22 protein-coding genes and 1 pseudogene are annotated in these 25,132 nt (G+C 58.9%); 7 read left to right on the top strand and 16 right to left on the bottom strand.

Features of this window, described 5'->3' with window-relative positions; genetic code table 11:
• Window position 1: 1 nt before the first annotated feature.
• The 11 genes from pcaC to pcaR form a co-directional block, all read right to left on the bottom strand.
• A complete protein-coding gene (gene pcaC, locus HKK55_RS02860) occupies window positions 2-394 on the bottom strand; it encodes a 4-carboxymuconolactone decarboxylase (protein ID WP_169353268.1) in 393 nt (130 codons plus the stop codon).
• 10 nt (window positions 395-404) lie between these two features.
• The gene (pcaD, locus tag HKK55_RS02855) at window positions 405-1,196 is read right to left on the bottom strand and encodes a 3-oxoadipate enol-lactonase (protein ID WP_169353267.1); all 792 of its coding nucleotides are present in this window, start codon (window positions 1,194-1,196) and stop codon (window positions 405-407) included.
• A 10-nt stretch (window positions 1,197-1,206) separates the two neighbouring features.
• Window positions 1,207-2,571 (bottom strand): 3-carboxy-cis,cis-muconate cycloisomerase, encoded by a 1,365-nt coding sequence (locus tag HKK55_RS02850; protein WP_169353266.1) that lies wholly within the window; start codon window positions 2,569-2,571, stop codon window positions 1,207-1,209.
• A gap of 48 nt (window positions 2,572-2,619) precedes the next feature.
• Window positions 2,620-3,915, bottom strand: coding sequence for an MFS family transporter (locus HKK55_RS02845; protein ID WP_169353265.1), 1,296 nt, complete (start codon window positions 3,913-3,915; stop codon window positions 2,620-2,622).
• Between the two features lie 186 nt (window positions 3,916-4,101).
• Window positions 4,102-4,668, bottom strand: coding sequence for a protocatechuate 3,4-dioxygenase subunit alpha (pcaG, locus tag HKK55_RS02840; protein ID WP_169353264.1), 567 nt, complete (start codon window positions 4,666-4,668; stop codon window positions 4,102-4,104).
• 1 nt (window position 4,669) lies between these two features.
• Window positions 4,670-5,374, bottom strand: coding sequence for a protocatechuate 3,4-dioxygenase subunit beta (gene pcaH, locus HKK55_RS02835; RefSeq protein WP_169353263.1), 705 nt, complete (start codon window positions 5,372-5,374; stop codon window positions 4,670-4,672).
• Window positions 5,375-5,402: 28 nt separating this feature from the next.
• Window positions 5,403-6,608 (bottom strand): 3-oxoadipyl-CoA thiolase, encoded by a 1,206-nt coding sequence (pcaF, locus tag HKK55_RS02830; RefSeq protein WP_178128827.1) that lies wholly within the window; start codon window positions 6,606-6,608, stop codon window positions 5,403-5,405.
• Window positions 6,605-7,384, bottom strand: coding sequence for a CoA-transferase subunit beta (locus HKK55_RS02825; RefSeq protein WP_169353262.1), 780 nt, complete (start codon window positions 7,382-7,384; stop codon window positions 6,605-6,607). The genes pcaF and HKK55_RS02825 overlap by 4 nt, the downstream gene beginning before the upstream one ends.
• The gene (locus tag HKK55_RS02820) at window positions 7,384-8,241 is read right to left on the bottom strand and encodes a CoA transferase subunit A (RefSeq protein ID WP_169353261.1); all 858 of its coding nucleotides are present in this window, start codon (window positions 8,239-8,241) and stop codon (window positions 7,384-7,386) included. The genes HKK55_RS02825 and HKK55_RS02820 overlap by 1 nt, the downstream gene beginning before the upstream one ends.
• A 147-nt stretch (window positions 8,242-8,388) precedes the next feature.
• Window positions 8,389-9,735, bottom strand: a complete 1,347-nt coding sequence (locus tag HKK55_RS02815; protein ID WP_169353260.1) for an MFS transporter — start codon at window positions 9,733-9,735, stop codon at window positions 8,389-8,391.
• Between the two features lie 165 nt (window positions 9,736-9,900).
• Window positions 9,901-10,743, bottom strand: coding sequence for a pca regulon transcriptional regulator PcaR (pcaR, locus tag HKK55_RS02810; protein WP_169353259.1), 843 nt, complete (start codon window positions 10,741-10,743; stop codon window positions 9,901-9,903).
• Between the two features lie 670 nt (window positions 10,744-11,413).
• On the opposite strand from pcaR, the gene HKK55_RS02805 reads away from it, so the two are divergent.
• Window positions 11,414-11,614 (top strand): hypothetical protein, encoded by a 201-nt coding sequence (locus HKK55_RS02805; RefSeq protein WP_169357768.1) that lies wholly within the window; start codon window positions 11,414-11,416, stop codon window positions 11,612-11,614.
• 368 nt (window positions 11,615-11,982) lie between these two features.
• The gene (locus tag HKK55_RS02800; protein WP_155586424.1) at window positions 11,983-13,458 is read left to right on the top strand and encodes an inorganic phosphate transporter; all 1,476 of its coding nucleotides are present in this window, start codon (window positions 11,983-11,985) and stop codon (window positions 13,456-13,458) included.
• Window positions 13,459-14,032: 574 nt separating this feature from the next.
• Here the strand turns inward: HKK55_RS02800 and ccoM are convergent.
• From ccoM to HKK55_RS02790, 3 genes are all read right to left on the bottom strand, one after another.
• The gene (gene ccoM, locus HKK55_RS29455; protein WP_010176679.1) at window positions 14,033-14,149 is read right to left on the bottom strand and encodes a cytochrome c oxidase subunit CcoM; all 117 of its coding nucleotides are present in this window, start codon (window positions 14,147-14,149) and stop codon (window positions 14,033-14,035) included.
• 143 nt (window positions 14,150-14,292) lie between these two features.
• Window positions 14,293-14,454, bottom strand: a complete 162-nt coding sequence (locus HKK55_RS02795; protein WP_090408332.1) for a hypothetical protein — start codon at window positions 14,452-14,454, stop codon at window positions 14,293-14,295.
• 249 nt (window positions 14,455-14,703) lie between these two features.
• Window positions 14,704-15,045, bottom strand: coding sequence for an aspartate-semialdehyde dehydrogenase (locus tag HKK55_RS02790; RefSeq protein WP_169353258.1), 342 nt, complete (start codon window positions 15,043-15,045; stop codon window positions 14,704-14,706).
• Window positions 15,046-15,261: 216 nt separating this feature from the next.
• Between HKK55_RS02790 and rapA the strand changes: the two genes are divergently transcribed.
• On the top strand, window positions 15,262-18,108 hold the full coding sequence (rapA, locus tag HKK55_RS02785) for an RNA polymerase-associated protein RapA (protein WP_169353257.1): 2,847 nt from the start codon (window positions 15,262-15,264) through the stop codon (window positions 18,106-18,108).
• A 184-nt stretch (window positions 18,109-18,292) separates the two neighbouring features.
• On the opposite strand, the gene HKK55_RS02780 is transcribed toward rapA, so the two are convergent.
• Entirely contained in the window at window positions 18,293-19,639 is a 1,347-nt protein-coding gene (locus HKK55_RS02780) for an MFS transporter (RefSeq protein ID WP_237151312.1), read from the bottom strand.
• A 251-nt stretch (window positions 19,640-19,890) separates the two neighbouring features.
• Here HKK55_RS02780 and HKK55_RS02775 point away from each other — a divergent pair, with 251 nt between their 5' ends.
• The 3 genes and pseudogenes from HKK55_RS02775 to HKK55_RS02765 form a co-directional block, all read left to right on the top strand.
• The gene (locus tag HKK55_RS02775; protein WP_169353255.1) at window positions 19,891-20,259 is read left to right on the top strand and encodes a YkgJ family cysteine cluster protein; all 369 of its coding nucleotides are present in this window, start codon (window positions 19,891-19,893) and stop codon (window positions 20,257-20,259) included.
• 144 nt (window positions 20,260-20,403) lie between these two features.
• Window positions 20,404-22,668 (top strand): bifunctional diguanylate cyclase/phosphodiesterase, encoded by a 2,265-nt coding sequence (locus HKK55_RS02770; protein WP_169353254.1) that lies wholly within the window; start codon window positions 20,404-20,406, stop codon window positions 22,666-22,668.
• Window positions 22,656-23,084, top strand: a pseudogene (locus tag HKK55_RS02765) (hypothetical protein); the annotation flags it as partial. The gene HKK55_RS02770 and the pseudogene HKK55_RS02765, both read left to right, overlap by 13 nt.
• 247 nt (window positions 23,085-23,331) lie before the next feature.
• Here HKK55_RS02765 and HKK55_RS02760 read toward each other — a convergent pair.
• Window positions 23,332-23,634, bottom strand: a complete 303-nt coding sequence (locus HKK55_RS02760; RefSeq protein ID WP_169353253.1) for a DUF2288 domain-containing protein — start codon at window positions 23,632-23,634, stop codon at window positions 23,332-23,334.
• A 341-nt stretch (window positions 23,635-23,975) separates the two neighbouring features.
• On the opposite strand from HKK55_RS02760, the gene HKK55_RS02755 reads away from it, so the two are divergent.
• A complete protein-coding gene (locus HKK55_RS02755; protein WP_169353252.1) occupies window positions 23,976-25,103 on the top strand; it encodes a branched-chain amino acid ABC transporter substrate-binding protein in 1,128 nt (375 codons plus the stop codon).
• Window positions 25,104-25,132: the final 29 nt, after the last annotated feature.

The following is a 25,132-nucleotide window of genomic DNA, read 5'->3' as shown; positions in this document are numbered from 1 at the left end:
ATCAATCCAGCGACTCAACCCCCAACTCATCCCACACCGATTCCGCCAGATGAAACGTCGCATTGGCCGCCGGAATCCCGCAGTAGATCGCGCTCTGCATCAGCACTTCCTTGATCTCAGCTCGCGTCACGCCGTTGCTGGCGGCGGCCCGCAGGTGCAGCTTCAGCTCTTCACTGCGGTTCATGCCGATCAGCATGGCGATGGTGATCAGGCTACGGGTGTGCCGGGGCAAGCCCGGGCGGGTCCAGATATCACCCCAGGCATGACGGGTGATCATTTCCTGAAACTCGGCATTGAACTCGGTCAGGGCATTCAGGCTACGGTCGACATGCGCGTCACCCAGCACCTCGCGACGCACCTGCAGGCCGTCGGCGTAACGTTGTTTCTCGTCCACGAAAGACTCCTCAGCGGGCTAACAGAAATTCCAGCACCCGGTCGCTGAACGCGGCACCGGCTTGCACGTTGGAGAGGTGCGCGGCGTAAAACTCGGCGTACTCGGCACCTTTTACATGCGCCTGGATAAAGTGCCCACCGGACGGCGGCGTGACCGCGTCTTCGGTACCGGCAATCACCAGCGTCGGCGTCTTGATCGACGATAACTGCTCACGGAAATCGGCGTCACGTACCGCCGCACAGTTGGCGGCATAACCTTGAGGCGATGTGGCCGCGAGCATGTCGGTGATCAACGTGGCCTGGCCAGGATTGGCCTCAGCAAAATCGGCGGTAAACCAGCGGGCAATCGAGGCATCGCGCAACGCGACCATCGCTGCTGGGCCATCGCGCAGGACCATCTCAATCCGAGGGTTCCACACCTCAGGTGTACCGATCTTCGCCGCCGTATTGCACACCACCAGACGCCTGAGGCGTTCACCGGCGTTGATGCCCAACCACTGCCCAATCAGACCACCCATGGACAGCCCACAGAAATGCGCCCGTTCGATATGCAGCGCATCCAGCAGCGCCAAAACATCCTGGCCCAGTTGTTCGATGCTGTAGGGACCCTCGGTGACCAGGGATTTGCCATGCCCACGGGTGTCGAAACGCAGTACCTGAAAATACTGGGTGAAGGCCGGAATCTGGGTATCCCACATATGCAGGTCCGTACCCAACGAGTTGGACAGCATCAATACCGGCGCACCTTCAGGGCCATCCAGTTGGTAGTTCAGTTCGCCATCGGCGAGTTGTACAAATCCCACAGCAGCCTCCTCAGGCAATCAATGCAACATGTTCGGCAACCGCGCGGGCGACCCAGGTTCGGGCCTGGCCCAAGTAATGCGCTGGGTCCAGCAGGCGATCGAGTTCAGCGGGCGACAGTTCGGCAGTCACTTGTGGCTCATCGGCGAGCACCGCACGCAGATGGCGATGTTCGGCAACTGCACGCTTGCAGCACTGCTCCAATAAATGGTGCGCAGTTTCACGGCCCAGGCGCTGGGCGAGGACGATACTGATCGCTTCGGCCAGTACCAGACCTTGCGTCAGGTCGAGGTTTCGCGCCATGCGTTCAGCGTCCACCTCCAAGCCTTCGCTCACCAGTAACGCCTGATGCAAGGCACCGGACACCAGCCGGCAAATCTGCGGCAGGGTTTCCCATTCCGCGTGCCACAGGCCCAGGCTGCGCTCGTGTTCCTGGGGCATGGCGTTGAACATCGTCGCCACCAGACCGGGAACGCGGGTCGCGGCGCTGATCAACACAGCGGCGCCCACCGGATTGCGTTTGTGGGGCATGGTCGAGGACCCACCTTTGCCGGGAGCCGATGGCTCGAACACTTCCGCTGCTTCGGTTTGCATCAGCAGGCTGATATCCCGGCCCAATTTGCCCAGGCTGCCAGCGATCAAACCGAGTACCGAGGCAAACTCCACCAGACGATCACGCTGGGTGTGCCAAGGTTGCTCCGGCAAGCTCAGTTGCAGCTCGGCGGCCAACGCTTCGGCCACGGGCATCGCCTGTTCGCCCAACGCCGCCAGGGTTCCGGAGGCACCGCCAAATTGCAGCACCAGCAAGCGCGGTTTGAGCTGCGTGAGACGTTGTCGGCTGCGGGTCACCGCGCCCAGCCAGCCAGCGATTTTCATGCCCAAGGTGACGGGCGTCGCATGCTGCAACCAAGTGCGGCCGGCCAATGGAATCGCGGCGTAACGTACCGCCTGTGCCGCAAGGATTTCCCCCAGACGTGACAGGTCGCTTTCGATCAGCGCCACGGCATTGCGCAATTGCAGCACCAGGCCGGTGTCCATCACATCCTGGCTGGTGGCGCCCAAGTGCACATAACGTTCGGCGCCGGCATCTTCACTGGCAATCAGCTTGCCCAGCGCCTTGACCAACGGAATTGCAGAATTCCCCGCCGTGGCAATCGCCTCGCCAAGGGCATCAACATCGTAGAGTGAAGCCAGGCATGCCTGGGCAATGGGCGCGACGGCCGCTTGCGGAATCACCCCCACCTGAGCCTCGGCCCGAGCCAGCGCGGCTTCAAAATCCAGCATGCCCTGCAGGCGCCCCTGATCGCAGAACACCTCGGCCATGCTATTGGCCGTGAAATAGGCGTCGAACAACTGATTGCTCGTGCGCAATGTCATAAACCATCCCCAGGTGGCGCATGCCTTCCAGAGGCATGCGCCGACCGTTTACAGATCGTGGTGCAAATACGCCGCCTGTTTCGGCAGGCGCAAGCTGAACAGGAAGGCCACCGCCATCATGCCGGTGACATACCAATAGAAGGTGTTTTCCATACCGATCGTTTTCAGCCCCAGTGCGACGTATTCCGCCGAACCACCGAAAATCGCGTTAGCCACCGCATACGCCAGGCCCACACCCAACGCACGCACTTGTGGCGGGAACATTTCCGCTTTCACCAGGCCGCTGATGGAGGTATAGAAACTGACAATGGCCAGCGCCAGGGTGATCAGCACAAAGGCCAGGAACGGGCTAGTGACAGTTTTCAAGGTCAGCAGGATGGGCACGGTAAACAGCGTACCCAGGGCGCCGAACCACAGCATCGAATTACGTCGGCCGATCTTGTCCGCCAACATGCCGAACACCGGTTGCATGCACATATAGAAGAACAGCGCGCCGGTCATGATGTAGCTGGCCGTCTTGGCGTGCATCCCGGCGGTGTTCACCAGGTACTTCTGCATGTAGGTGGTAAAGGTGTAGAAAATCAGCGAACCGCCAGCGGTGTATCCAAGTACGGTGATGAAGGCGGCCTTGTGGTCGCGGAACAACGCGGCAATGCTGCCGGCGTCTTTGTCTTCACGCATTTCCTTGCTAGTGGTTTCTTTCAGCGTGCGGCGCAGCAACAGCGAAATCACCGCCGCAATGGCGCCGATCACGAATGGAATCCGCCAGCCCCAGGCTCGCAGTTCGTCTTCGGTCAGGATCTGTTGCAGGATCACTACCACCAACACTGCCAGCAATTGCCCGCCGATCAAGGTGACGTACTGGAACGAAGCGAAGAAACCGCGCTGGCCCTTGAGGGCGACCTCACTCATGTAGGTCGCGGTGGTGCCGTATTCGCCGCCTACCGAAAGCCCTTGGAACAGCCGAGCCACCAACAGCAGGGCCGGGGCCCAGGCGCCGATGTCTTTATAGGTGGGCAAAAAGGCGATAACCAGCGAGCCGGCGCACATCATCAGCACCGAGATCATCATCGAATTTTTGCGACCGTGTTTGTCGGCCACCCGGCCAAACAGCCAGCCACCGATGGGACGCATCAGGAAGCCGGCGGCGAATACACCGGCGGTGTTGAGCAGTTGGACCGTGGGGTCATCCGACGGGAAAAACGCCGGGGCAAAATAGATGGCGCAGAAGGCATAGACGTAGAAGTCGAACCACTCGACCAAGTTGCCGGAGGACGCACCGACGATGGCAAAAATCCGTTTGCTGCGCTCTTCTCCGGTGTAGTGACTCGTTTTTGTTGTCATGGTTTTTCACTCAGTGGGAACGGTTATAGCCTAGACATACTTTGCAACAACCATGTTCCGCAAGCAGACTTTTGGATATTTGTTGCCTGGGCGGGCCTCATCGCAGGCAAGCCAGCTCCCACATTTGACGGTATTCACACATCAACATGTGGGAGCGGGCTTGCCCGCGATAAATCTCAAGCCAACTCAATAATCAAAGAACACTGTCTCTTCGTCTGTGCCCTGCAAGATCACATTCCACTGATACGCACCGGTCGTATCCGCCTTGGCAATCAACGTCCGCCGCCGCTCTTGCGGAACACACGCCAACAACGGGTCATCCCCATTCGCCGCGTCACCGTCAAAATAAATCCGCGTCAACAAATGCTTCACCAGCCCACGGGCAAACACCAGCACCACCAAATGCGGCGCCTGGGTCGTACCTTTCAACCCCGGCACACTGCCCGGCTTGATCGTGGTGAACCGAAACCGCCCTTCGGCGTCCACTGGCACCCGACCAAAACCTTCAAAGTGCGGGTCCAGCGCTTTGTCCTGCTCATCCTCCGGGTGGTCATACTTACCCGCAGCATTGGCCTGCCAGACTTCCAGCATGGCGTCGTTGACGAAGTCGCCATTGCCGTCCACCACTTGCCCGGTGATCGCCACGCGCTCGCCCAGGGTTTCGGTAACGGTCAGGTCTTCGCGGTTCAGCCAGGTCAGGCCGATGTGGTAATAGGGCCCGACGGTGTGGGACGTAGTCGCGTTGAGGGTCATCTCATTTCTCCATCGGCGTGGCATCGCGGCCGCGCAGGACGATGTCCCAGCGGTAGCCGAGGGCATAGTGCGCAATGGTATTTTCCAGGTCGAAACTGGCAATCAAGCGCTCCTTGGCGGATGTGTCCGGGACGCAGTTGTAGATCGGGTCGTAGGCCAGCAGCGGGTCGCCAGGGAAATACATCTGGGTCACCAGACGCGTCAGCACACTGGGGCCGAACAGCGAGAAGTGAATGTGCGCCGGGCGCCAGGCATTGTGGTGGTTGCCCCACGGGTAGGCGCCGGGCTTGATGGTCTGAAACTGGTACCAACCATCAGCGTCAGTGACGGTGCGGCCGGTGCCGGTGAAGTTCGGGTCCAGGGGCGCGTCGTGCACATCGCGCTTGTGGTTGTAGCGACCAGCAGCGTTAGCCTGCCAGATTTCCACCAGGATGCCGGGAACGGGCAAGCCGTTTTCATCCAGCACGCGGCCATGAATGATGATGCGTTCGCCCTGAGGCTCGCCAACGTGTTGGGCGGTCAGGTCGTTGTCGTTTTCTTGCAGGTATTCGGCACCAATAGTCGGGCCGGTAATTTCCGACAAGGAATGGGGCAGAAACACCAACGGCTTGGACGGCGAACGCAGGTTCGTCGACTGGTAGGCCGGGTGCAGGTAGTCAGGCTGAGTACCCGCTTGCGGGCGCCGGTAACCGGGCTTGTCACTCATGAATCAATCCTCGTTTTTCTTATGGATCTCAGACGCGCTCAATGGCCAGCGCCAGGCCTTGGCCAACGCCGACACACATAGTCGCCAGGCCTTTTCTGCCACCGGTTTTCTCAAGCTGATGCAGGGCCGTCAGTACCAGACGCGCACCGCTCATACCCAGCGGATGACCCAAGGCGATAGCACCGCCGTTCGGGTTGACCTGAGGAGCGTCGTCCGCGATCCCCAATTCACGCAGCACCGCCAGGCCTTGGCTGGCGAAGGCTTCGTTGAGTTCGATCACATCAAAATCGGTGACCGCCAAGCCCAGGCGTTCCACCAGCTTGCGTACGGCGGGCACGGGACCGATGCCCATCACACGCGGCGCGACACCGGCGCTGGCCATGCCCAATACCCGGGCACGGGCAGTCAGGCCGTGTTTTTTCACGGCTTCAGCAGACGCAAGAATCAGCGCGGCGGCGCCGTCGTTCACACCGGAGGCATTGCCGGCGGTGACCGTCTTGTCTGGACCGTTGACCGGTTTGAGTTTGGTCAAGGCTTCCAGGGTGGTATCGGCCCGTGGATGCTCATCGTGCTCGACCACGGTTTCGCCTTTTTTATGGACGACACGCACCGGAACGATTTCTTCAGCGAAAAACCCGGCGGCTTGTGCGGCAGCGGTACGTTGTTGGCTGCGCAAGGCAAAAGCGTCCTGATCAGCGCGGGTGACTTTATAGTCGTCGGCCACGTTGTCAGCCGTCTGCGGCATTGGATCGACGCCGTACTGGGCCTTCATCAACGGGTTGATAAAACGCCAGCCGATGGTGGTGTCTTCCAGCTTCATGTTGCGCGAGAACGCGGCATCGGCCTTGCCCATTACGAACGGTGCGCGGGACATCGACTCGACGCCCCCGGCAATCGCCAGCTCCATCTCACCGCTGGCAATCGCGCGAAACGCGGTGCCAATGGCGTCCATACCCGAAGCGCACAAGCGATTGAGGGTCACGCCGGGAATGCTTTCAGGCAAGCCGGCCAGCAGCAGCGCCATGCGGGCAACATTGCGGTTGTCTTCGCCGGCCTGGTTGGCACAGCCGAGGAATACTTCGTCGACAGCGCTCCAGTCCACAGACAGGTTGCGCTCCATCAGCGCCTTGATCGGCAACGCGGCCAGATCATCGGCACGTACGGTGGACAGCCCACCGCCGAAACGGCCGATGGGGGTACGAATGGCGTCACAGATAAATACGTCACGCATCATGCTTCTCCGGGAGTTTGGCCATGGGCGGCGGCCGTGCGGGCTTCAAGATCGCGCAGGGCGGTCAGTTCGACTTCGGTGGGTTCGGCGTTGGTGCTGACCTGATCGGCAAAACGAATCGCCCAGCCGGTGGCCGCTACCACTTGCTCGCGGGTCACGCCGGGGTGCAACGCGGTGACCACAAATTCGTGACTGCCCTCCTCTGGTTCCATGATGCACAGGTCGGTAATGATTCCTACCGGGCCCGCACCTGGCAAACCGAGACGCTTGCGCGAGTCGCCGCCCTCGCCGTGACCCACCGAGGTAATGAAGTCGAGCTTGTCGACAAACGAACGCGCCGATTGCTTAAGGATGATCAGCACGCTCTTGGCGGAGCCTGCGATCTCCGGCGCGCCACCGGCACCCGGCAGGCGCACTTTGGGCTGGTGATAATCACCGACCACGGTGGTGTTGATATTGCCGAAACGGTCCACCTGGGCCGCGCCGAGAAAGCCGACATCGATACGCCCACCCTGCAACCAGTAGCGAAAGATCTCACCGGTGGGGACGACGGTGTCAGCGGTTTCCGCCAGTTCGCCGTCACCGATGGACAGCGGCAACACCGAAGGCTTGGCACCAATCGGGCCCGACTCGTAGATCAGCACCACGTCCGGCGACGACGTCAGGCGTGCCAGGTTGGCCGCCTTGGAGGGCAAGCCGATGCCGACGAAGCATACCGAGCCATTCTTCAGGCGGCGCGCGGCGGCGACGGTCATCATTTCGTTGGTTGAGTAAGCCATTACTTGGCCTCCTGCGCGGCAGCCAGTTTGGCCTGGAATTCACTGAAGTTAGCAGTGCCGTGGATGTATTCGTCGATCCAGGCGGTAAAAGTCCCACGGTCCCGAGCGATCGGGTCCCAGGCTTGATAGAAACGGTTATCGCGCTCGGTGTAACCGTGTGCGTAGGACGGATGCGCGCCGCCGGGCACATGGCAAACGGCAGTCAGGGCCCAGGTCGGCAGCACGCAGGCGTTCATCGGTGCATTCAAGTCATCGACGATTTCTTCGACGGTGACGATGCAGCGTTTGGCCGCCAGGGCCGCTTCCTTCTGCACCCCGAGAATGCCCCAGAGCAACACGTTGCCCTTGCGGTCGGCCTTCTGTGCGTGGATCACGGTGATGTCCGGGCGCACCGACGGCACTGCTGCCAGCACTTCGCCGGTGAACGGGCAGGTCACGGTCTTGATCAGCGGATTGACCTTGGGCAGGTCGGAACCGGCGTAAGCCCGCAATACCGCGAATGGCAAGCCGGATGCGCCAGCGACATAGGCATTGGCCAGGTCGGCATGGCTATGTTCTTCGATCTCCAACGGCTGTGGCCATTGCTTCTCTACCGCATCCCGCAGGCGATGCAGGGAACCCACACCCGGGTTACCGCCCCAGGAGAAAATCAACTTGCGTGCGCAGCCGGCCCCGATCAGTTGGTCGTAGATCAGGTCGGGCGTCATGCGGACCAGGGTCAGGTCTTTCTTGCCCTGACGAATGATTTCATGACCTGCCGCCGTAGGGATCAGGTGGGTGAAGCCTTCGAGCGCGACGGTATCGCCGTCATTGACGAACCGCTTCACCGCATCAGCCAGCGATAGGATTTCAGCCATGGGGTTGGGCTCCCGGTTGGATCGAAAAAGGCGCCGTGGATAGCGCCGAAGTGCTTGAAGATTAAGCCGGGAGAAAAGACCAAACAATCCGATAATCGACTGAGCGTTCGATTATCGAACAGATTGTTGGCAAGCTATCGATTGCTGTCAGGTCGCATCCGCATGGCTGACCATGCCCTTGATCACCACTGCTGCGGTCGCCACTGCGGCCGGGACCACCAGCGCGGTCAAGACTTGCTCGAAGTTCCAGCCCAGGCCCAGCAAGGTAGCGCCCATCCACGCCCCGAGAATCGCACCAAAACGGCCAATACCGAGCATCCATGACACGCCCGTGGCGCGCCCCTGGGTCGGGTAGAACCGTGCGGCGAGGGACGGCATGGCCGATTGCGCACCGTTGACACACATGCCGGCGACCAGCACCAGGGTCGCCAACAAGGTGATGTTGCCCAGGCTCTGCCCCACAGCGTAGGCAAATACCCCGGCCAGCAAATAGAAGATGCCGATGACCTTGTGGGGATTGAACCGGTCCATCGCCCAACCAACGCCAACAGCGCTCAATACACCGCCAAACTGGAACAGCGCACCGATAAACGCGGCCTGCTCCATGCTCGCTCCACTGTCGCGCATCAGGGTCGGTAGCCAACTGGTCAGCAGATAAACAATCACCAGACCCATGAAGTACGTCAGCCACAACAGCAAGGTGCCGGCGCTGTAGGTGCCGGAGAAGATCACCGCAAACACGTTGCGGGCCTTGACGGTCTTCTGCTCGGGGACACTGAAGCTGGACGCTTGGGCGACGATGCCCGGGTCGATGGGTGACAACGTCTTGCGCACCTTGTCGGTACCGCGGTTGCGCACCACCAGGTACCGCGCCGACTCCGGCAACCACACCAACAACACCACCGCCAGGATCAACGGCAAGATACCGCCGATCATCAACAGACTGTGCCAGCCGAAGGCAGGAATCAGCTTGGCCGAAATAAACCCGCCACCGGCCATGCCCAGGTTGAAACCGCAAAACATGCTGGTCACCAGCAGCGACTTATGACGCTCCGGGGTGTATTCCGACAGCAAGGTGGTGGCATTCGGCATCCCCGCCCCCAGGCCCAGGCCGGTAAGAAAACGCAGCACCAACAGTTGGTCAACGTTGCTGCTATAGGCCGAAGCCAGGCTGAAGGCGCCAAACACCAGTACCGCACCCACCAACACCACTTTGCGGCCAAAACGGTCAGCCAACGGGCCGGAACCCAATGCACCGAACACCATGCCGATCAACGCGGCACTCATCACCGGCCCCAGGCTGGCACGGTCGATACCCCAATCCTGAGACAGCGCCGGCGCGATAAAACCCATGGCTGCGGTGTCGAGACCGTCGAGGAAGACAATCAGGAAACACAGGATCACCACCCGCCACTGATAACGCGACAGCGGCTGGGCATTGATAAAGGACTGCACGTCCAGGCAAGTGCCGACAGAAGGAGAAGGCTGATTCATTATTTTTATTTCCACACCAAGGGGCGGGCGAACGAGGCTGAGCCTCATCATTATTATTGGGGCGCGATTTGAGCCATCGCGGTCAAATGCGCTGCCGCGACATTAATGAGCCAGAGGAAACACCGTCAATTCATCAAACCGAGATATGGGCGTTTACCGAACAACTTAAGCAAATAGCTGAGTACTCAACTCTCGACTGGCGCTGAGCATGCTTGGCAGGAAACGCTGCTCCAACTCACTGCGACTGACCCGCCCGGCATGGGTGCTGACATTCAGTGCGGCCAGCACCTGACCCGAGGCGTCATACACCGGCACCGCGATGGAGCGCAGGCCTTGCTCCAGTTCCTGATCGACGATGCACCAACCCTGCTGACGCACTTGTTGCAAACATTCGAGCAAGGCTTGGGGCGTGGTGACGGTACGGCTGGTCTTGGTTTGCAGGTCGGCATGATCAAGGTAGTCCTGCAGCGAGGCATCATCGAGCGCCGCCAGCAGGATCCGGCCCATGGATGTGCAATAAGCCGGCAAGCGCCCGCCCACCGACAGGTCGACGGAGATCAGGCGCTGAGTGGTCGCCGAACGGGCGATATAAAGGATGTCGTCACCTTCCAGGGTCGCCATGTTGCAGGCCTCATGGAGTTGCTCGCTCATGCGATCCAGATAAGGCTGAGCGGAAACCGCCAACGGCGTGGAGGACAGATAGGCATGGCCGAGGGTCAGAACCTTGGGCAGCAGCGAATAGGTGCGTCCATCGGTGGTGGCGTAGCCAAGTTTGATCAAGGTATGCAGGCAACGCCGTACAGCAGCGCGGGGGATTTCCGTGCGATGGCTGATTTGGGCGATGGTCAGGTGACGCTTGCGCTCCTGGAATGCCTGCACCACTGCCAGGCCACGGGCCAGAGAGGTCATGAAATCCGGATCACCGGTGAACGCCTGGATACGCTTGGCAGGAGAGGCAACGATCGGTGGCGCCACTGACGCGAAGGAGTTGCGCAATTGATCGTTCATTTCAGATCCTTCTCAAGATTCAACCGCTATTACAAGCCGCCTGGCAATCGATACACAAGGCCGGCCCGCCAACATTGGGCGATTATCGGACGATCATCCGATAATCGCAATTTTCCACGACCGTCCTTTTCAGGCCTGGCCTGATCGGCCTCACCACACAGGTTGAAGCCACCTGACTCTTCGAGTCAGTGGTTTGATAAATGAAGTTATTGCCGCAACTGATATTTGTCGAAGAATAAGCAAGTACAGCACCCGAGCTTTGGAAATACCCACCTGTACACGTAACAAAACTCTCACACAAAGTTGACGATTTTTAACTTGCCGGTGATAGAGTTATTCAAATGCATCGCTATAATGCATCCTACGAGGATGCGTATGGGCCTCAAGCCCCGCACTATTCCCCGTAGGTTGTGCACCTGCTTTGTGCATGCATCGTCGCAAGTACCTGACACTCATTTCAAATGTTTGCCTATTACTGCGACCTGAAAGAAAACTGCTGCTACGACAGCTGTTCTTCTCCGGTGCTGTGGCCGCCTGCAATAAAGAAGTGGTTTATCGTGTATACCCTCAAATGCTGAGCAGCCTGACTGTTCAATATGGCGAGAACTCGAGGCCGACTTTTTGGCATCGTGCGGCATTGGAATCAAACTCAACTCAATTAGGTAATAATGTGACGAAAGACGAACTGCGCGCGGAACTTGAGCGCCAGGAACAACGTTACAAGGATGTTTACGGCGGGGAAGTCACCACCTACGCCGCCCAGCCGGAACCTGAACGCAAGCCATGGCGCAAACGGGCCAGCCTGCTGGACCAGGCTTTTGCGCAGGAAATTCAAAAGATCGAACAGGACCTCAAAACCGAAGAGCCATAAGCGCTTCGGGTTGAGTCCCCAGGGTTCGCCACCTCCCCGCCAACGCACGGCCGGCCGGGAGGGCATCCCGCCTGCCCCTTATATTTGCCCTTACAACGGCTTCGGCAAACCCTCCAGCAGGCCCCGCCCCTGCCTTGTCGAAATTTCATACGTTTGTTTCAGACGTTATCCCGACACCTGCTACACCCCGACAGGCCGGGCCTTGGCTTTATAAATCAATGACTTGCCAAAGCCCCGTAAACCCTGGGACGCGCGCCCGTCCCACAAACTTTTTCGTTGAAGAATGTTACCGATGAGCAGCTAGTGCATCGATTACCAAGGTTTTCTGGCATAATCGCGCCCCCTTACGACCGGGTCAGAAAACCTTCATGATCGATTTATTCAGCGGACTGGATGCTTGGGTTCTAGTGAGCCTGTTGCTCGCCCTGGCCTTTGTCCTCGCCTTCGAGTTCATCAATGGCTTTCATGACACCGCTAACGCGGTGGCCACAGTCATCTATACCAAAGCCATGCCACCACATCTGGCCGTGTTCTTCTCCGGGGTATTCAACTTCCTCGGCGTATTGCTCGGCGGCGTAGGTGTCGCTTATGCCATCGTGCATTTGCTGCCGGTGGAGTTGCTGATCAATGTGAATACCGGCCACGGCTTGGCCATGGTCTTCTCATTGCTGGCGGCGGCGATCACCTGGAACCTGGGCACCTGGTATTTCGGGATCCCGGCGTCCAGTTCCCACACCCTGATCGGCTCGATTCTCGGTGTCGGCCTGGCCAACGCCCTGATCAACGACATCCCACTGGCTGACGGGGTCAACTGGCAGAAGGCTGTGGATATCGGCGCCTCGCTGGTGTTCTCACCCATGGCCGGTTTCCTGGTGGCAGCCCTGGTGCTGATCGGCCTGAAATGGTGGCGTCCGCTGTCCAAGATGCACAAGACTCCGGACCAACGCCGCAAACTGGACGACAAGAAACACCCACCGTTCTGGAACCGTCTGGTGTTGGTGATTTCCGCCATGGCTGTGAGCTTCGTGCACGGTTCCAACGACGGTCAGAAAGGTATCGGCCTGATCATGCTGGTGCTGATTGGTATCGTGCCCGCGCAGTTCGTACTCGATCTGGGCAGCACCACTTACCAGATCGAGCGCACCCGCGACGCCACCCTGCACCTCAATCAGTTCTACCAGCGTAACCACGAAACCCTCGGCGAATTCCTCGCCCTGGGCAAAAGCGTCAAAGACGACCTGCCGGGCAAGTTCCGTTGCAACCCGCAACAGACTGAACCCACCATCAACGCGCTGCTTGGCACATTGAAGGGGGTCTCCGACTACCATTCTCTGACCTCCGATCACCGCATTGAAGTGCGTCGCTACCTGCTCTGCCTGGACGACACGGCGAAGAAAGTCGGCAAATTGCCTGGCCTTGATGCCCGTGAGAAGTCCGACCTGGACAAGCTGCGCAAAGACCTGACCGCCACCACCGAATACGCTCCGTTCTGGGTGATTCTGGCTGTGGCACTGGCCCTTGGCCTGGGCACCATGGTGGGCTGGAAGCGTGTGGTACTGACCATTGGTGAGAAGATCGGCAAGCAAGGCATGACCTACTCTCAGGGCATGTCGGCGCAGATCACTACCGCCACTATGATTGGCCTGGCCAACATCTACAGCCTGCCGGTTTCGACTACTCACGTGTTGTCGTCGGGTGTGGCCGGGACCATGGTAGCCAACAAGAGTGGGCTGCAAGGCGGCACCGTGAAGACCATTCTGATGGCTTGGGTGCTGACGCTGCCGGCGACTGTGGCCTTGTCGGCCGGGTTGTTCTGGTTGGCGTCCAAGGCGTTGGGTAGCTGATCGTTCGGCTGTGATAAAAGAGGTGCGACCTGTGAGGGTCGTGCCTTTTTTATGCTTGGTCGGTCGGTTGGTTGAGTACATATCCGTTGTTGCGGTTACGGCTACTATTGGTTTCGCTCTTACAGCCAGCCCTTTCAAGGTCTTTGAGAACGCAGCCGTACTTGGAAAGAGAACACTGACCTGTGGCGAGGGGGCTTGCCCCCGTTGGGCTGCGGAGCAGCCCTAAAACCTGCCATCTCGGTCTATCTGAAGAAACTCAGCGATCCTATTGGGGCCGCTTCGCAGCCCAACGGGGGCAAGCCCCCTCGCCACAGGGTCAATGTGCACCTCTAATGACTGTTTTTTCAAAGACCTTGAAAGAGCTGGCTCTTACAGCGAGTCACTTTTGGAAAAGAGCCCGGAATGCCGGCCCAGCCAAAAGTGATCCGCTGTAAGAACGGAACCAATAGCAGCCGTAACCGCAACAACGGATATGTACTCATCCTTGCCAAATACCCCCCATCAAATCCCAAGCAAAAAAAGGGCGACCGAAGTCGCCCAAAATGCCTTGCGTGCTCATGTAATCCGGAAAGACCTAAGGCTTCTTGCGCTTGTTAGCGTCTTTCCAGATAAAAATTCCAAACCCTACAAAGAACATCACCATGAGGCCAACCGTCAGCACTCCGGCAAATACCACATTATCGAAAAACATGACCGGCCTCCTGCTCTTGCCCTGTTGCGATAGGGCTAAGTTAACCAAGAAGACGAGAGGAGAAATTGACAAGGATCAATGTCGCCCGCGACGGGGCGTAAAGAAGGGAAATAACTGACCTGCATCAATAGGTGCAGGGCATTTCAACGCTTTTTCGGTTTGTTTTTCGACTTTTTCTTGGCTTTCCCTAACGGCATCGCCTGTTCAAACGCCTGGCGTACTTCATTCAGGCGCTTGTCATTGAGGTCATGCACACGTTTGGCCCGTTCGGCATTCAGGTCAATCAGCTTGTCATCGTCACTCATGGCTTGGCTTACGCAGTGGCTGGAATGCCTCAATAATGCGGCCTGACTTGCCGTGCCGCAAACAGCCCGTCAACAAAATCCATGTCATCGGCCCGATTTGCCTGCAAAATCGGACTTTCCCACTGACCCAACGGCCCCACAACGTGTTACTGCACAAGGATCTTCTGCCCTTGCTGCCCCCTGCGCGCCTTTGAAGCCCTCAGGGTCTACCAAGCGGCAGCCCATGCAGCTCGTACTTCAGCGGCTACGTTAGACCTCGACATCCACCCACAACCCTTGCCGGGGCGCATCCTCGATCAGCGGTATCACCGGCACGGTATTGTCGGCGTTGAGTTCATCGCCAGGAATAGCCAGGTGCTGTTCAGCATCTTCGTTGGCTTCACGCCGACGCTTCTGCTGTTCCTGCTGACGTCGCTGTTCCTCGCGCAGCAGCAAAGTCGACTGTTCGGCATCGCCTTTTTTCAAGTCGATGGTGCTTTGGTTGGAGCCCGGTTGAACCGGCGCCACGGGAGGGATATCGGGTTTCTGGCGTGCCGGATCAAGTTGCGACGTCACGGGCACAACACTCAAGGGCAGCATGGGTGGCAGCATAATTATCGGTCTCCTGTCAGCAAGCTGTCGGCTGGCGAGGTAACGACTTGAGCCTGCGCTCGCCAACTTGTGAACCAATCGTCATCTATCTGACGAACGCACCGCCCTTTTTCTTGCCGCTTACAGCTTAAAGCTTGAAGCTGCACCTATTCCTTTTGGTCTGGAAGCCGTGTTCCGTTAGAATAGTCGGCTTTTTCACGGCGGGAGTCAGGCAGCATGGCGCAGCAGTATCAACCGGGGCAACGCTGGATTAGTGACAGCGAAGCAGAGCTGGGGTTAGGCACCGTTCTCGCACAGGACGGCCGCTTGTTAACCGTGCTCTATCCGGCCACTGGCGACACCCGCCAGTATGCGCTACGGAATGCGCCCCTCACTCGTGTGAGGTTCTCGCCGGGTGACACCATCACCCATTTCGAAGGCTGGAAAATGACCGTGCGCGAAGTCGACGATGTCGACGGCCTGCTGGTCTACCACGGCCTCAATGGGCAGAACGAGCAGGTCACCCTGCCAGAAACCCAACTGTCGAACTTCATCCAGTTCCGTCTGGCCAGTGACCGTCTGTTCGCCGGGCAGATTGACCCGCTGGCTTGGTTCTCCCTGCGCTACCACACCCTGGAACACACCAGCCGCCAGTTACAGTCCTCGCTCTGGGGCCTGGGTGGCGTACGTGCGCAGCCTATTGCGCACCAACTGCACATTGCCCGTGAAGTCGCCGACCGTATCGCGCCACGGGTTTTGCTGGCGGATGAAGTAGGCCTGGGCAAGACCATCGAAGCCGGCCTGGTGATCCATCGCCAGTTGCTGTCGGGTCGTGCCAGCCGCGTGCTGATCCTGGTCCCGGAAAACCTGCAACACCAATGGCTGGTGGAAATGCGCCGCCGCTTCAACCTGCAGGTTGCGCTGTTCGATGAAGAACGCTTTATCGAAAGCGATGCCGCCAACCCCTTCGAAGACACCCAGCTCGCGCTGGTGGCCCTGGAATGGCTGGTGGACGACGAGAAGGCCCAGGACGCGCTGTTCGCAGCCGGCTGGGACATGCTGGTGGTCGACGAAGCCCACCACCTGGTTTGGCATGAAGAAAAAGCCAGCCCTGAATATTCGCTGGTCGAACAACTGGCCGAAGTGATTCCAGGCGTACTGCTGCTCACCGCGACCCCGGAGCAACTGGGCCAGGACAGTCACTTCGCGCGTCTGCGCCTGCTGGACCCGAACCGGTTCCATGACCTGCACGCCTTCCGCGCGGAGAGCGAAAACTATCGCCCGGTGGCCGAGGCCGTCCAGGAGTTGCTGGACAAGGGCCGTCTGTCCCCAGCAGCCCATAAGACTATCCAGGGTTTCCTCGGCAACGAAGGCGAAGCCCTGCTGGCTGCCGTTAACGATGGCGACGCCGAAGCCAGCGCCCGTCTGGTGCGCGAACTGCTGGACCGCCATGGCACCGGCCGCGTGCTGTTCCGCAACACCCGCGCCGCCGTGCAAGGTTTCCCGGAGCGCAAACTGCACGCCTACCCGCTGCCGTGCCCGGACGAGTACCTCGAACTGCCGCTGGGCGAACATGCGGAGCTGTACCCTGAAGTCAGCTTCCAGTCTCAGCCAGACGTCGACGAAGAACAACGCTGGTGGCGTTTCGACCCACGGGTCGAGTGGCTGATCGACCAGTTGAAAATGCTCAAGCGCACCAAGGTCCTGGTGATCTGCGCCCACGCCGAAACCGCGATGGACCTGGAAGACGCCCTGCGCGTGCGCTCCGGTATCCCGGCCACGGTGTTCCACGAAGGCATGAACATCCTCGAGCGCGACCGCGCTGCGGCGTACTTCGCCGATGAAGAGTTCGGCGCCCAAGTGTTGATCTGCTCGGAAATCGGCAGTGAAGGCCGCAACTTCCAATTCTCCCATCACCTGGTGCTGTTCGACCTGCCGTCCCACCCGGACCTGCTGGAACAGCGGATCGGACGTCTGGACCGGATCGGCCAGAAACATGTGATCGAACTGCACGTGCCCTACCTGGAAACCAGTCCGCAAGAGCGGCTGTTCCAGTGGTACCACGAAGCGCTGAACGCCTTCCTCAACACCTGCCCGACTGGCAACGCCCTGCAGCATCAGTTCGGCCCACGCCTGCTGCCGCTGCTGGAAAACGCCGATGACGGCGAGTGGCAAGCGCTGATCGATGAAGCCCGCGCCGAGCGCGAGCGCCTGGAAGCCGAACTGCACACCGGTCGCGACCGTCTGCTGGAGCTCAACTCCGGCGGCGCTGGCGAAGGTGACGCACTGGTCGAGGACATCCTTGAGCAAGACGATCAGTTCGCCCTGCCGATCTACATGGAAACCCTGTTCGACGCCTTCGGCATCGACAGCGAAGACCATTCGGAAAACGCGCTGATCCTCAAGCCCAGCGAAAAAATGCTCGATGCCAGCTTCCCGCTCGGCGACGACGAAGGCGTGACCATCACTTACGACCGCAACCAGGCGCTGTCTCGCGAAGACATGCAGTTCATCACCTGGGAACACCCGATGGTCCAGGGCGGCATGGATTTGGTGCTGTCCGGCTCCATGGGCAACACCGCCGTGGCGCTGATCAAGAACAAGGCGCTCAAACCCGGCACCGTATTGCTCGAACTGCTCTACGTCAGTGAAGTGGTTGCCCCGCGCTCGCTGCAACTGGGCCGCTACCTGCCACCGGCCGCGCTGCGCTGCCTGCTGGACGCCAACGGCAATGACCTGTCGGGCCGGGTCTCGTTCGAAACCTTGAACGACCAACTGGAAAGTGTGCCACGGGCCAGCGCCAACAAGTTCGTCCAGGCCCAGCGCGACCAGCTGACGCCACGGATCAACGCCGGTGAAGAGAAAATCTTCCCGCGTCACGCCGAGCGTGTGGCCGAGGCCCAGCGTCGTCTGGCCGCTGACACCGACGAAGAACTGGCGCGACTGACCGCACTGCAAGCGGTCAACCCGACCGTGCGTGACAGCGAACTGGTTGCCCTGCGCCAGCAACGCGAGCAAGGCCTGGCCATGCTCGACAAGGCGGCGCTGCGACTGGAAGCGATTCGGGTACTGGTAGCGGGCTGATGACCGCTCTGCCCTGCTGAATAGAAAGGCCCGCACAATGCGGGCCTTTTTTATCACTTAATTCCAGCGTTGGCCTTGATGACCTCATCGCGGGCAAGCCCGGCTCCCACAGCTGACCGAATTACTCCAGTTATCCTCGGTCAACTGTGGGAGCTGGCTTGCCTGCGATAGCCTCACCTCGGTCTCAAGCCGTAACTGCCGGGCCCGGCACCGCCTCCGCCACCAACCCTTCCTTCATTCGCTTGGCATCCTTCACAAAACACCGCGACGCCTGGAACAGAAACAGCATGGTCAAAAACAACGCCACCGGGATCAGGTACATGGCGTCATGCAGCCCCACGGCTTTAAAAGCCTCAGTCATCTGTTCGGTACCCGCCGCGTACATCGCCGAATGAGCAAAGTGATCAGACAATCCCCCCACCACCACCGGCCCCAAACCGCCGCCCAACAAATACAACCCGGCAAAATACAGCGCCATGGCCGTGGCCCGCAGGCGTGGCTCCACCACATCCTGAATCGCGGTGTAGACACAGGTATAGAAGTTGTAGGCAAACAACCAGCCGACGCTGAACAGCGCCACAAACACCCCGATCTCAATCCGTCCGGCATGTAACGCCCACGCGGTGGTGACGGTGGAGATGATCAGGCTGAACGCGGCGAACAACAGCCTACCGTTGGCAATTCGCTGATGGATCTTGTCAGCAATCCATCCGCCTAAAGTCAGGCCTACCAAGCCCGTCACCCCGACAATTACCCCGGTCGCGACAGCCGCCTCCTGCAATGGCATCAGACAGTAGCGCTGTAGCATCGGCACCAGAAATGAATTGCAGGCGTACGTCGCAAAGTTGAAGCACAACCCAGCCAGCACCAGCCAGAGAAAAGTTGGAATGGCCAACACGCGGCGAACCGGACGATCCACACGCTCTTGGGAAACCTGCACGGTTTCCGCTGCGCCACGCTTGGGCTCCTTGATAAAGAACATGAACACCGCAAGGATCAACCCCGGCACGGCGGCAATAAAGAACGGTGCGCGCCAGCTGTCGAACGCCTTGACCATCGCGCCGATAGTGAAGAACGCCAGTAACAGGCCCAAGGGCAGGCCCAGCATGAAAATGCCCATGGCCCTGGCCCTACGGTGGGCCGGAAATAGATCGCCAATCAACGAATTGGCCGCTGGCGCATAGCTGGCTTCGCCGATACCGATGCCCATGCGCACCAGCAGGAAGGTCCAGAAACTGCCCACCAAACCATTGACCGCCGTCAGCCCGCTCCAGGCCGCCAGGCCCCAGCCCATCAGTTTGCTGCGCGAACCGGTATCGGCCATGCGGCCCAGGGGCAGGCCGGCAATGGCATAGACGATGGTAAAGGCGGTACCGATGATGCCCAGCTGGAAGTCGCTGAGGTGCCACTCCATACGGATCGGTTCGATGATGATCGCGGGGATGGTGCGATCGAAGAAGTTGAACAGGTTGGCCAGGAACAGCAGGAACAGAATGCGCCAGGCATTCGCCGCTTGGGTCGAGTTCTGCATGGGTCCGTCTCTTTTATTGTTATAGAGCTGCGATGCCCGACGCATCCTGCCCGGAACCTGCAATCTAGTCAGCCACGACCCGGTTGTCTGTAATGATTCGTAAAGCTGATAGGGCGTAATTTCATTCCCGCAGGCAAGGCTTCGGCCCACAGAAATATAAGCGCTGGCCCCCTTCCCAAGGCTTGCAACACGATTAGAATGGCGAGCCTTCCGTTCCCCCCTCCTCCTTGCCTTTCTTATTGAAGACGCCCATGTCCGAAGCCAGTCCGTGTCTGAGTTGCGGTGCCTGCTGTTCACACTTTCGCGTGTCTTTCTTTTGGGGCGAATGCGCCTCATCGGGTGGAACGGTGCCCGATGACCTGGTGGTACAGATCAATCCCAGCCGGGTGGCAATGATCGGTACCGACGCCAAACCCGCGCGTTGCTGCAGCCTCGAGGGAGAAGTGGGAAAAAGCACGAGTTGCTCGATCTATCAGCAGCGCTCCAGTGTCTGCCGGGAATTCGAGTCGTCATGGAGCCAGGGCGAGGCGAATGTCGATTGTGATGCGGCTCGGGCGGCATTCGGATTGCCACCGCTTCTGGAGCCAATCTACGCGTTCGAGCTACCCATCAGCGCTTAGTATTAAACGTTATCGCTGGCATGCCAAAATAATTGCAATCAAAATGCCACTATCCCCTTGTGATTCGCCCGAGGCTTCTATACTGGACGTCATAGGTCATAGCCACTGGCAGTGACACAAGATGACTCTGTAACGGGACATGCTATGGAATGGCTTGGTTTGCATTTTTTTACCGACCTTCCAGAGAACGGGCATTTATTACTCAATTGCAGTCATAACCCCTTTCTGGTGCTACTGGCGTATCTGGTCGCCTGTGCGGCGAGTTTTGGCACCCTCAACATGGCCGAACGGGTCGGTCATGTCGACAATCCCACAGCACAGCGCCGTTGGCGCTGGCTCGGTGCGGCTTGTCTGGCAGGCGGCATCTGGTCCACCCATTTCATCAGCATGCTGGCCTTCCAGACGCCCGTTGCCATTCACTACGAATTGACCATGACGTTCGCCTCATTGCTGATCGCGCTGATCGCGTCGTTGTTCGCCATGCAAACCCTCAGTCATGCGCAACTGCATTGGCACCAATACCTGCTGGCCTCGGTATGGATGGGACTGGGCATTGCGCTGATGCACTACGTCGGTATGGGCGCCATGCGTTCCGAGGCGGTGCCGTACTTCGAGACTGGGTTGCTCGTGCTGTCCATTGTGATTGCGATGGGCGCCAGCCTGGCGGCGCTCTTGCTATCGCGCTATTTGCGCAACGGCAGTGGCATGTTCCATCAGTTGCTCAAATACGCCGCCTGTCTGGTGCTCGGTGCTGGCATTCTCACCATGCACTTTACCGGCATGGCTGCGATGAAGCTGATGCTCCCCAGCGGTGTGGCCCCCTCGGTGCCTTTGGACAACAACCCCATGCAACTGGGGCTGATGATGGCAGTGATCACCCTGCTGGTGATTGGCAGCAGCGTCAGCGCCGCCTTGGCGGACAAAAAGCTGCAACACAAAGAAACTGACCTGCGGCGGGTCAACGCGCTGCTCAGCGAACTGGACCAGGCCCGGGCGTCCCTGCAGCAGGTGGCCCATTACGATGCCTTGACCAGCCTGCTCAATCGTCGTGGTTTCAATCAGATCTTCGCCGAGAAGCTCGCTGAAAAGACGCAGAGCGAAGGTATGCTCGCGGTGATCTTCCTCGATATCGATCACTTCAAACGCATCAACGACAGCCTCGGCCATGACGCCGGCGACCAACTGCTCACCGTCCTCGCCAACCAAATCAAAGGCTCAGTACGCAGCCACGATGACGTGGTCGCCCGTTTTGGCGGCGACGAATTCTGCATTCTGATCAGCATTCATCATCGCGACGAAGCGCGGCATATGGCTCAGCGCATCATGCAGAAGATGAAAGACCCGATAGAACTGGCCGGGCGGCGCATGGTAATGACCACCAGCATCGGTATCAGCCTGTTTCCCGAGGATGGCAGTACCAGCGAGGAGCTGCTGAAAACCGCTGATCTTGCGCTCTACCAATCCAAGGACGCCGGCCGAAACAGCCTGAACTTCTTCAGCTCCAACCTGAAAACCCGAGCCTTTCTTGAGCTTCAATTGGAAGAAGAGCTGCGCAGCGCCCTGCGGGACAGGAACGAGCTGGTGCTCTACTACCAACCCATCCTTGACCTGCAAAAAGGCAAAGTCACCCGGCTCGAAGCCCTGGTGCGCTGGCAACATCCGCAACACGGGCTACTGATGCCAGATCGCTTTATCAGCATTGCCGAACACAACGGGTTGATTGGTGAACTGGACAATTGGGTTCTGCGCCAGGCCTGTGCCGACCTGAGCCTATTGTCCGAGCGGGGCTACCCCGAACTGACCGTGGCGGTGAACTGCTCGGCGCTCAACCTTGCACGGGATGAGCTGGCTGATGAGATCGAAAGCGCCCTGCGCAGTAGCGGAATCGCCGCCAACCGCCTGGAACTGGAGGTAACCGAAAACGCGTTGATGGGCAATATCAGCAGTACCTTGGTGCTGCTGCGGCAAATCCGCGCCTTAGGCGTCTCGCTGTCCATCGACGACTTCGGCACCGGTTACTCATCCCTGGCCTATTTAAAACGCCTGCCGCTGAATACCTTGAAAATCGATCGATCATTCATCCAGGACATTCCCAAATCCACCCCCGATATCGAGATTGTCCAGGCGATCATCGGCATGGCCCACACACTGCACCTGCAGGTGATCACCGAAGGTGTCGAAACCGTGCAACAACTGGAGATATTACAAAAACACGGCTGCGACTTCGTCCAGGGTTACCTGCTCAGCGCCGCGGTGCCGGTCAGCGACATCACTGCGGTTATCGCGGGCCTGGATCAGCGCAACCTGCTCAACCCGTTAAGCCTGGCGGGAGGTAAGGATGTCAGGCTGCTGCAGGACCCCGCGCCCGGTCGTTCAGGTTCAACTTCTGTGGTAAGGCCAATTCGCTGACCACCCTGATCGCCAAGAGCCCGTGCCTGTCGGACGATTTCCTGACGCTAATCGTCGCCTTTATAAAACGCTGCTTTGCGCGCAACCCGTATCGGTTTGATGACACGCTGGATAACTCGATACTGGACTTCATCATCCACGAGGATTTCGACGAAGACCGCATCGACGAATTGCTCAATGAGTTCGAAAACCCGGCGAAAATCCTCGACACCAACTGGCACGCGATCAAGCCGATGTATGAGAAGAAGTACCGCGAGCTGATCAATGACAAAGAGAAGTTTGTCTCGATCAATGACATTCGCCTGTCTCGGGATTGTGTGAAGAAGGCGATCAAGTACTTGCGCGAGATTTATCGTCACCGGATTGGGAAGACCAAGGTGATTTCGTTGAATAACCCTACGGGGAAGACAGCCTAGACCGCGTCGCCCCCTTCGCGAGCAAGCCCGCGAAGGGGACCTGTCAGCCACCAGATAACCGCATCCTTGCCACACCCGGAAACAATTCGCCTACGCTTCCGCCACCCGCAAAACTGTTCCCATGACGCGCACGTCACCCTCGCCTGTGACCTTTCTCCACGGGCAAGATGCCATCATGGTGAAAGCAGTTACTCCGCTACACACTTGCTGCCGGAAAATTCACGCACTATTTTCGTGCAGGCTTTTCTTACGCCGCCCTTTCCTGGATCAGAATCCAAGGCGAAACCACCACCGCCCACAGTGCCGGATCACGCTCAACCAGGTCCAATGCCCGCGTCGCAGACACCTCGCCAAAGATCTCTGAAGCCAGCCAACCCGCGACTTTCTCCCGATTATCTTCAGCCATCGCTTCGGCGGCCTCGATCAAATCCAGACGGGTGTCGACCCACAATAGGGCACCCTTGGCAAAGAACGGCTCAAGCTCCTTCCAGGAGATTTCGGCGGTCTCGCCGAGCAGCTTGGCATAGAGGGTGCTAGGTTCTTGCGTCATGGGAGTTCACCTGAGGAAAAAAATCGGCGCAATCATACCGTCGAGCCCCAGGTAGAAAAACCCAGTTGCAAATGAGGTCCCGATAGAAAGTGCCAGGAAAGCCAAGGATTGCCCGAAACTCCGGCATGACCCCGCCGCAATTCTGTCTTTTTCTTTCATTTAAGCGACACGCCCGGGTTTTGCCCCCAGCAGCTAGCTTTTCAAGCGATCAACCGGCGCTCTACACTGTACCGGTACAGTTGCCAGGCCGCTGCCGGGGGATATCCGAGATATCTGATCCGGTTCTGTAGCCCACAAGGCCGCTAGAACTATAAAAAATACAACAGTAAGAGTGGAGCACTATGAATAAGGCTACTAAGCAGATTTCCAAACTGTTTGCCGCTATGGTTCTGGCCGGGGTTGCCAGCCATTCGTTCGCAGCTGACACCATCAAGATCGGTATCGCCGGCCCTAAAACCGGCCCGGTGACCCAGTACGGCGACATGCAGTTCATGGGTGCCAAACAGGCAATCGAGGACATCAACGCCAAGGGCGGCGTAGATGGCAAAATGCTCGAAGCCAAGGAATACGATGATGCTTGCGATCCAAAACAAGCCGTTGCCGTAGCCAACAAAGTGGTCAACGACGGCGTCAAGTTTGTAGTCGGTCACCTCTGCTCCAGCTCCACTCAGCCAGCGTCCGACATCTATGAAGACGAAGGCGTGATCATGATCACCCCGGCTGCCACCAGCCCGGAAATCACTTCCCGTGGCTACAAGCTGATCTTCCGCACCATCGGCCTGGACAGCGCTCAAGGCCCAGCAGCCGGCAACTACATCGCCGACCACGTGAAGCCGAAAGTCGTAGCCGTTATTCACGACAAACAGCAATACGGTGAAGGCATCGCCACCGCCGTTAAACAGACCCTCGAGAAGAAAGGCGTGAAAGTTGCCCTCTTCGAAGGCATCAACGCTGGCGACAAAGACTTCGGCTCGCTCATTCAGAAGCTCAAGCAAGCCAACGTCGACTTCGTCTACTACGGCGGCTACCACCCTGAACTCGGCCTGATCCTGCGCCAAGCCAAGGAAAAAGGCGTGAATGCCAAGTTCATGGGCCCAGAAGGCGTCGGCAACGATTCCATCTCGCAAATCGCCCAGGGCGCTTCCGAAGGCCTGCTGGTCACCCTGCCGAAGTCATTCGACACCGATCCTGCCAACAAGGCAATCGTTGAAGAGTTCACCAAGAACAAGCAGGATCCAACCGGTCCGTTCGTGTTCCCGGCCTACTCGGCTGTTGAAGTGATCGCCGGCGGTATCGCTGCCGCGAAGAGCGAAGACACCGCCAAGGTGGCTGCTGCCATCCACGCCGGTACCTTCAAGACCCCGACTGGCGACCTGAGCTTCGACGCCAAGGGCGACCTGAAGGACTTCAAATTCGTCGTCTACGAATGGCACTTCGGCAAACCAAAAACCGAAGTCTCCCCTCAGTAAGCCAGGCGTTACTGGTCAACAAGCCCACT

It is taken from the genome of Pseudomonas sp. ADAK18 (assembly GCF_012935695.1).
Taxonomy (GTDB): domain Bacteria; phylum Pseudomonadota; class Gammaproteobacteria; order Pseudomonadales; family Pseudomonadaceae; genus Aquipseudomonas.
Note: the sequence above shows the minus strand (reverse complement) of the source record. Positions and strands in the feature narration are given on the sequence as shown.

Coding starts and splice junctions, on each gene's coding strand:
- rapA (WP_169353257.1), top strand. CDS start 15,262: ATGGCGCAGCAGTATCAACCGGGGCAACGCTGGATTAGTGACAGCGAA.
- HKK55_RS02790 (WP_169353258.1), bottom strand. CDS start 15,045: ATGCTGCCACCCATGCTGCCCTTGAGTGTTGTGCCCGTGACGTCGCAA.
- HKK55_RS02755 (WP_169353252.1), top strand. CDS start 23,976: ATGAATAAGGCTACTAAGCAGATTTCCAAACTGTTTGCCGCTATGGTT.
- HKK55_RS02850 (WP_169353266.1), bottom strand. CDS start 2,571: ATGACATTGCGCACGAGCAATCAGTTGTTCGACGCCTATTTCACGGCC.
- pcaH (WP_169353263.1), bottom strand. CDS start 5,374: ATGAGTGACAAGCCCGGTTACCGGCGCCCGCAAGCGGGTACTCAGCCT.
- HKK55_RS02825 (WP_169353262.1), bottom strand. CDS start 7,384: ATGGCTTACTCAACCAACGAAATGATGACCGTCGCCGCCGCGCGCCGC.
- HKK55_RS02760 (WP_169353253.1), bottom strand. CDS start 23,634: ATGACGCAAGAACCTAGCACCCTCTATGCCAAGCTGCTCGGCGAGACC.
- HKK55_RS02845 (WP_169353265.1), bottom strand. CDS start 3,915: ATGACAACAAAAACGAGTCACTACACCGGAGAAGAGCGCAGCAAACGG.
- pcaR (WP_169353259.1), bottom strand. CDS start 10,743: ATGAACGATCAATTGCGCAACTCCTTCGCGTCAGTGGCGCCACCGATC.
- ccoM (WP_010176679.1), bottom strand. CDS start 14,149: ATGTTTTTCGATAATGTGGTATTTGCCGGAGTGCTGACGGTTGGCCTC.
- pcaF (WP_178128827.1), bottom strand. CDS start 6,608: ATGATGCGTGACGTATTTATCTGTGACGCCATTCGTACCCCCATCGGC.
- HKK55_RS02780 (WP_237151312.1), bottom strand. CDS start 19,639: ATGCAGAACTCGACCCAAGCGGCGAATGCCTGGCGCATTCTGTTCCTG.
- pcaG (WP_169353264.1), bottom strand. CDS start 4,668: ATGACCCTCAACGCGACTACGTCCCACACCGTCGGGCCCTATTACCAC.
- HKK55_RS02770 (WP_169353254.1), top strand. CDS start 20,404: ATGGAATGGCTTGGTTTGCATTTTTTTACCGACCTTCCAGAGAACGGG.
- HKK55_RS02815 (WP_169353260.1), bottom strand. CDS start 9,735: ATGAATCAGCCTTCTCCTTCTGTCGGCACTTGCCTGGACGTGCAGTCC.
- HKK55_RS02795 (WP_090408332.1), bottom strand. CDS start 14,454: ATGAGTGACGATGACAAGCTGATTGACCTGAATGCCGAACGGGCCAAA.
- HKK55_RS02820 (WP_169353261.1), bottom strand. CDS start 8,241: ATGGCTGAAATCCTATCGCTGGCTGATGCGGTGAAGCGGTTCGTCAAT.
- HKK55_RS02800 (WP_155586424.1), top strand. CDS start 11,983: ATGATCGATTTATTCAGCGGACTGGATGCTTGGGTTCTAGTGAGCCTG.
- HKK55_RS02775 (WP_169353255.1), top strand. CDS start 19,891: ATGTCCGAAGCCAGTCCGTGTCTGAGTTGCGGTGCCTGCTGTTCACAC.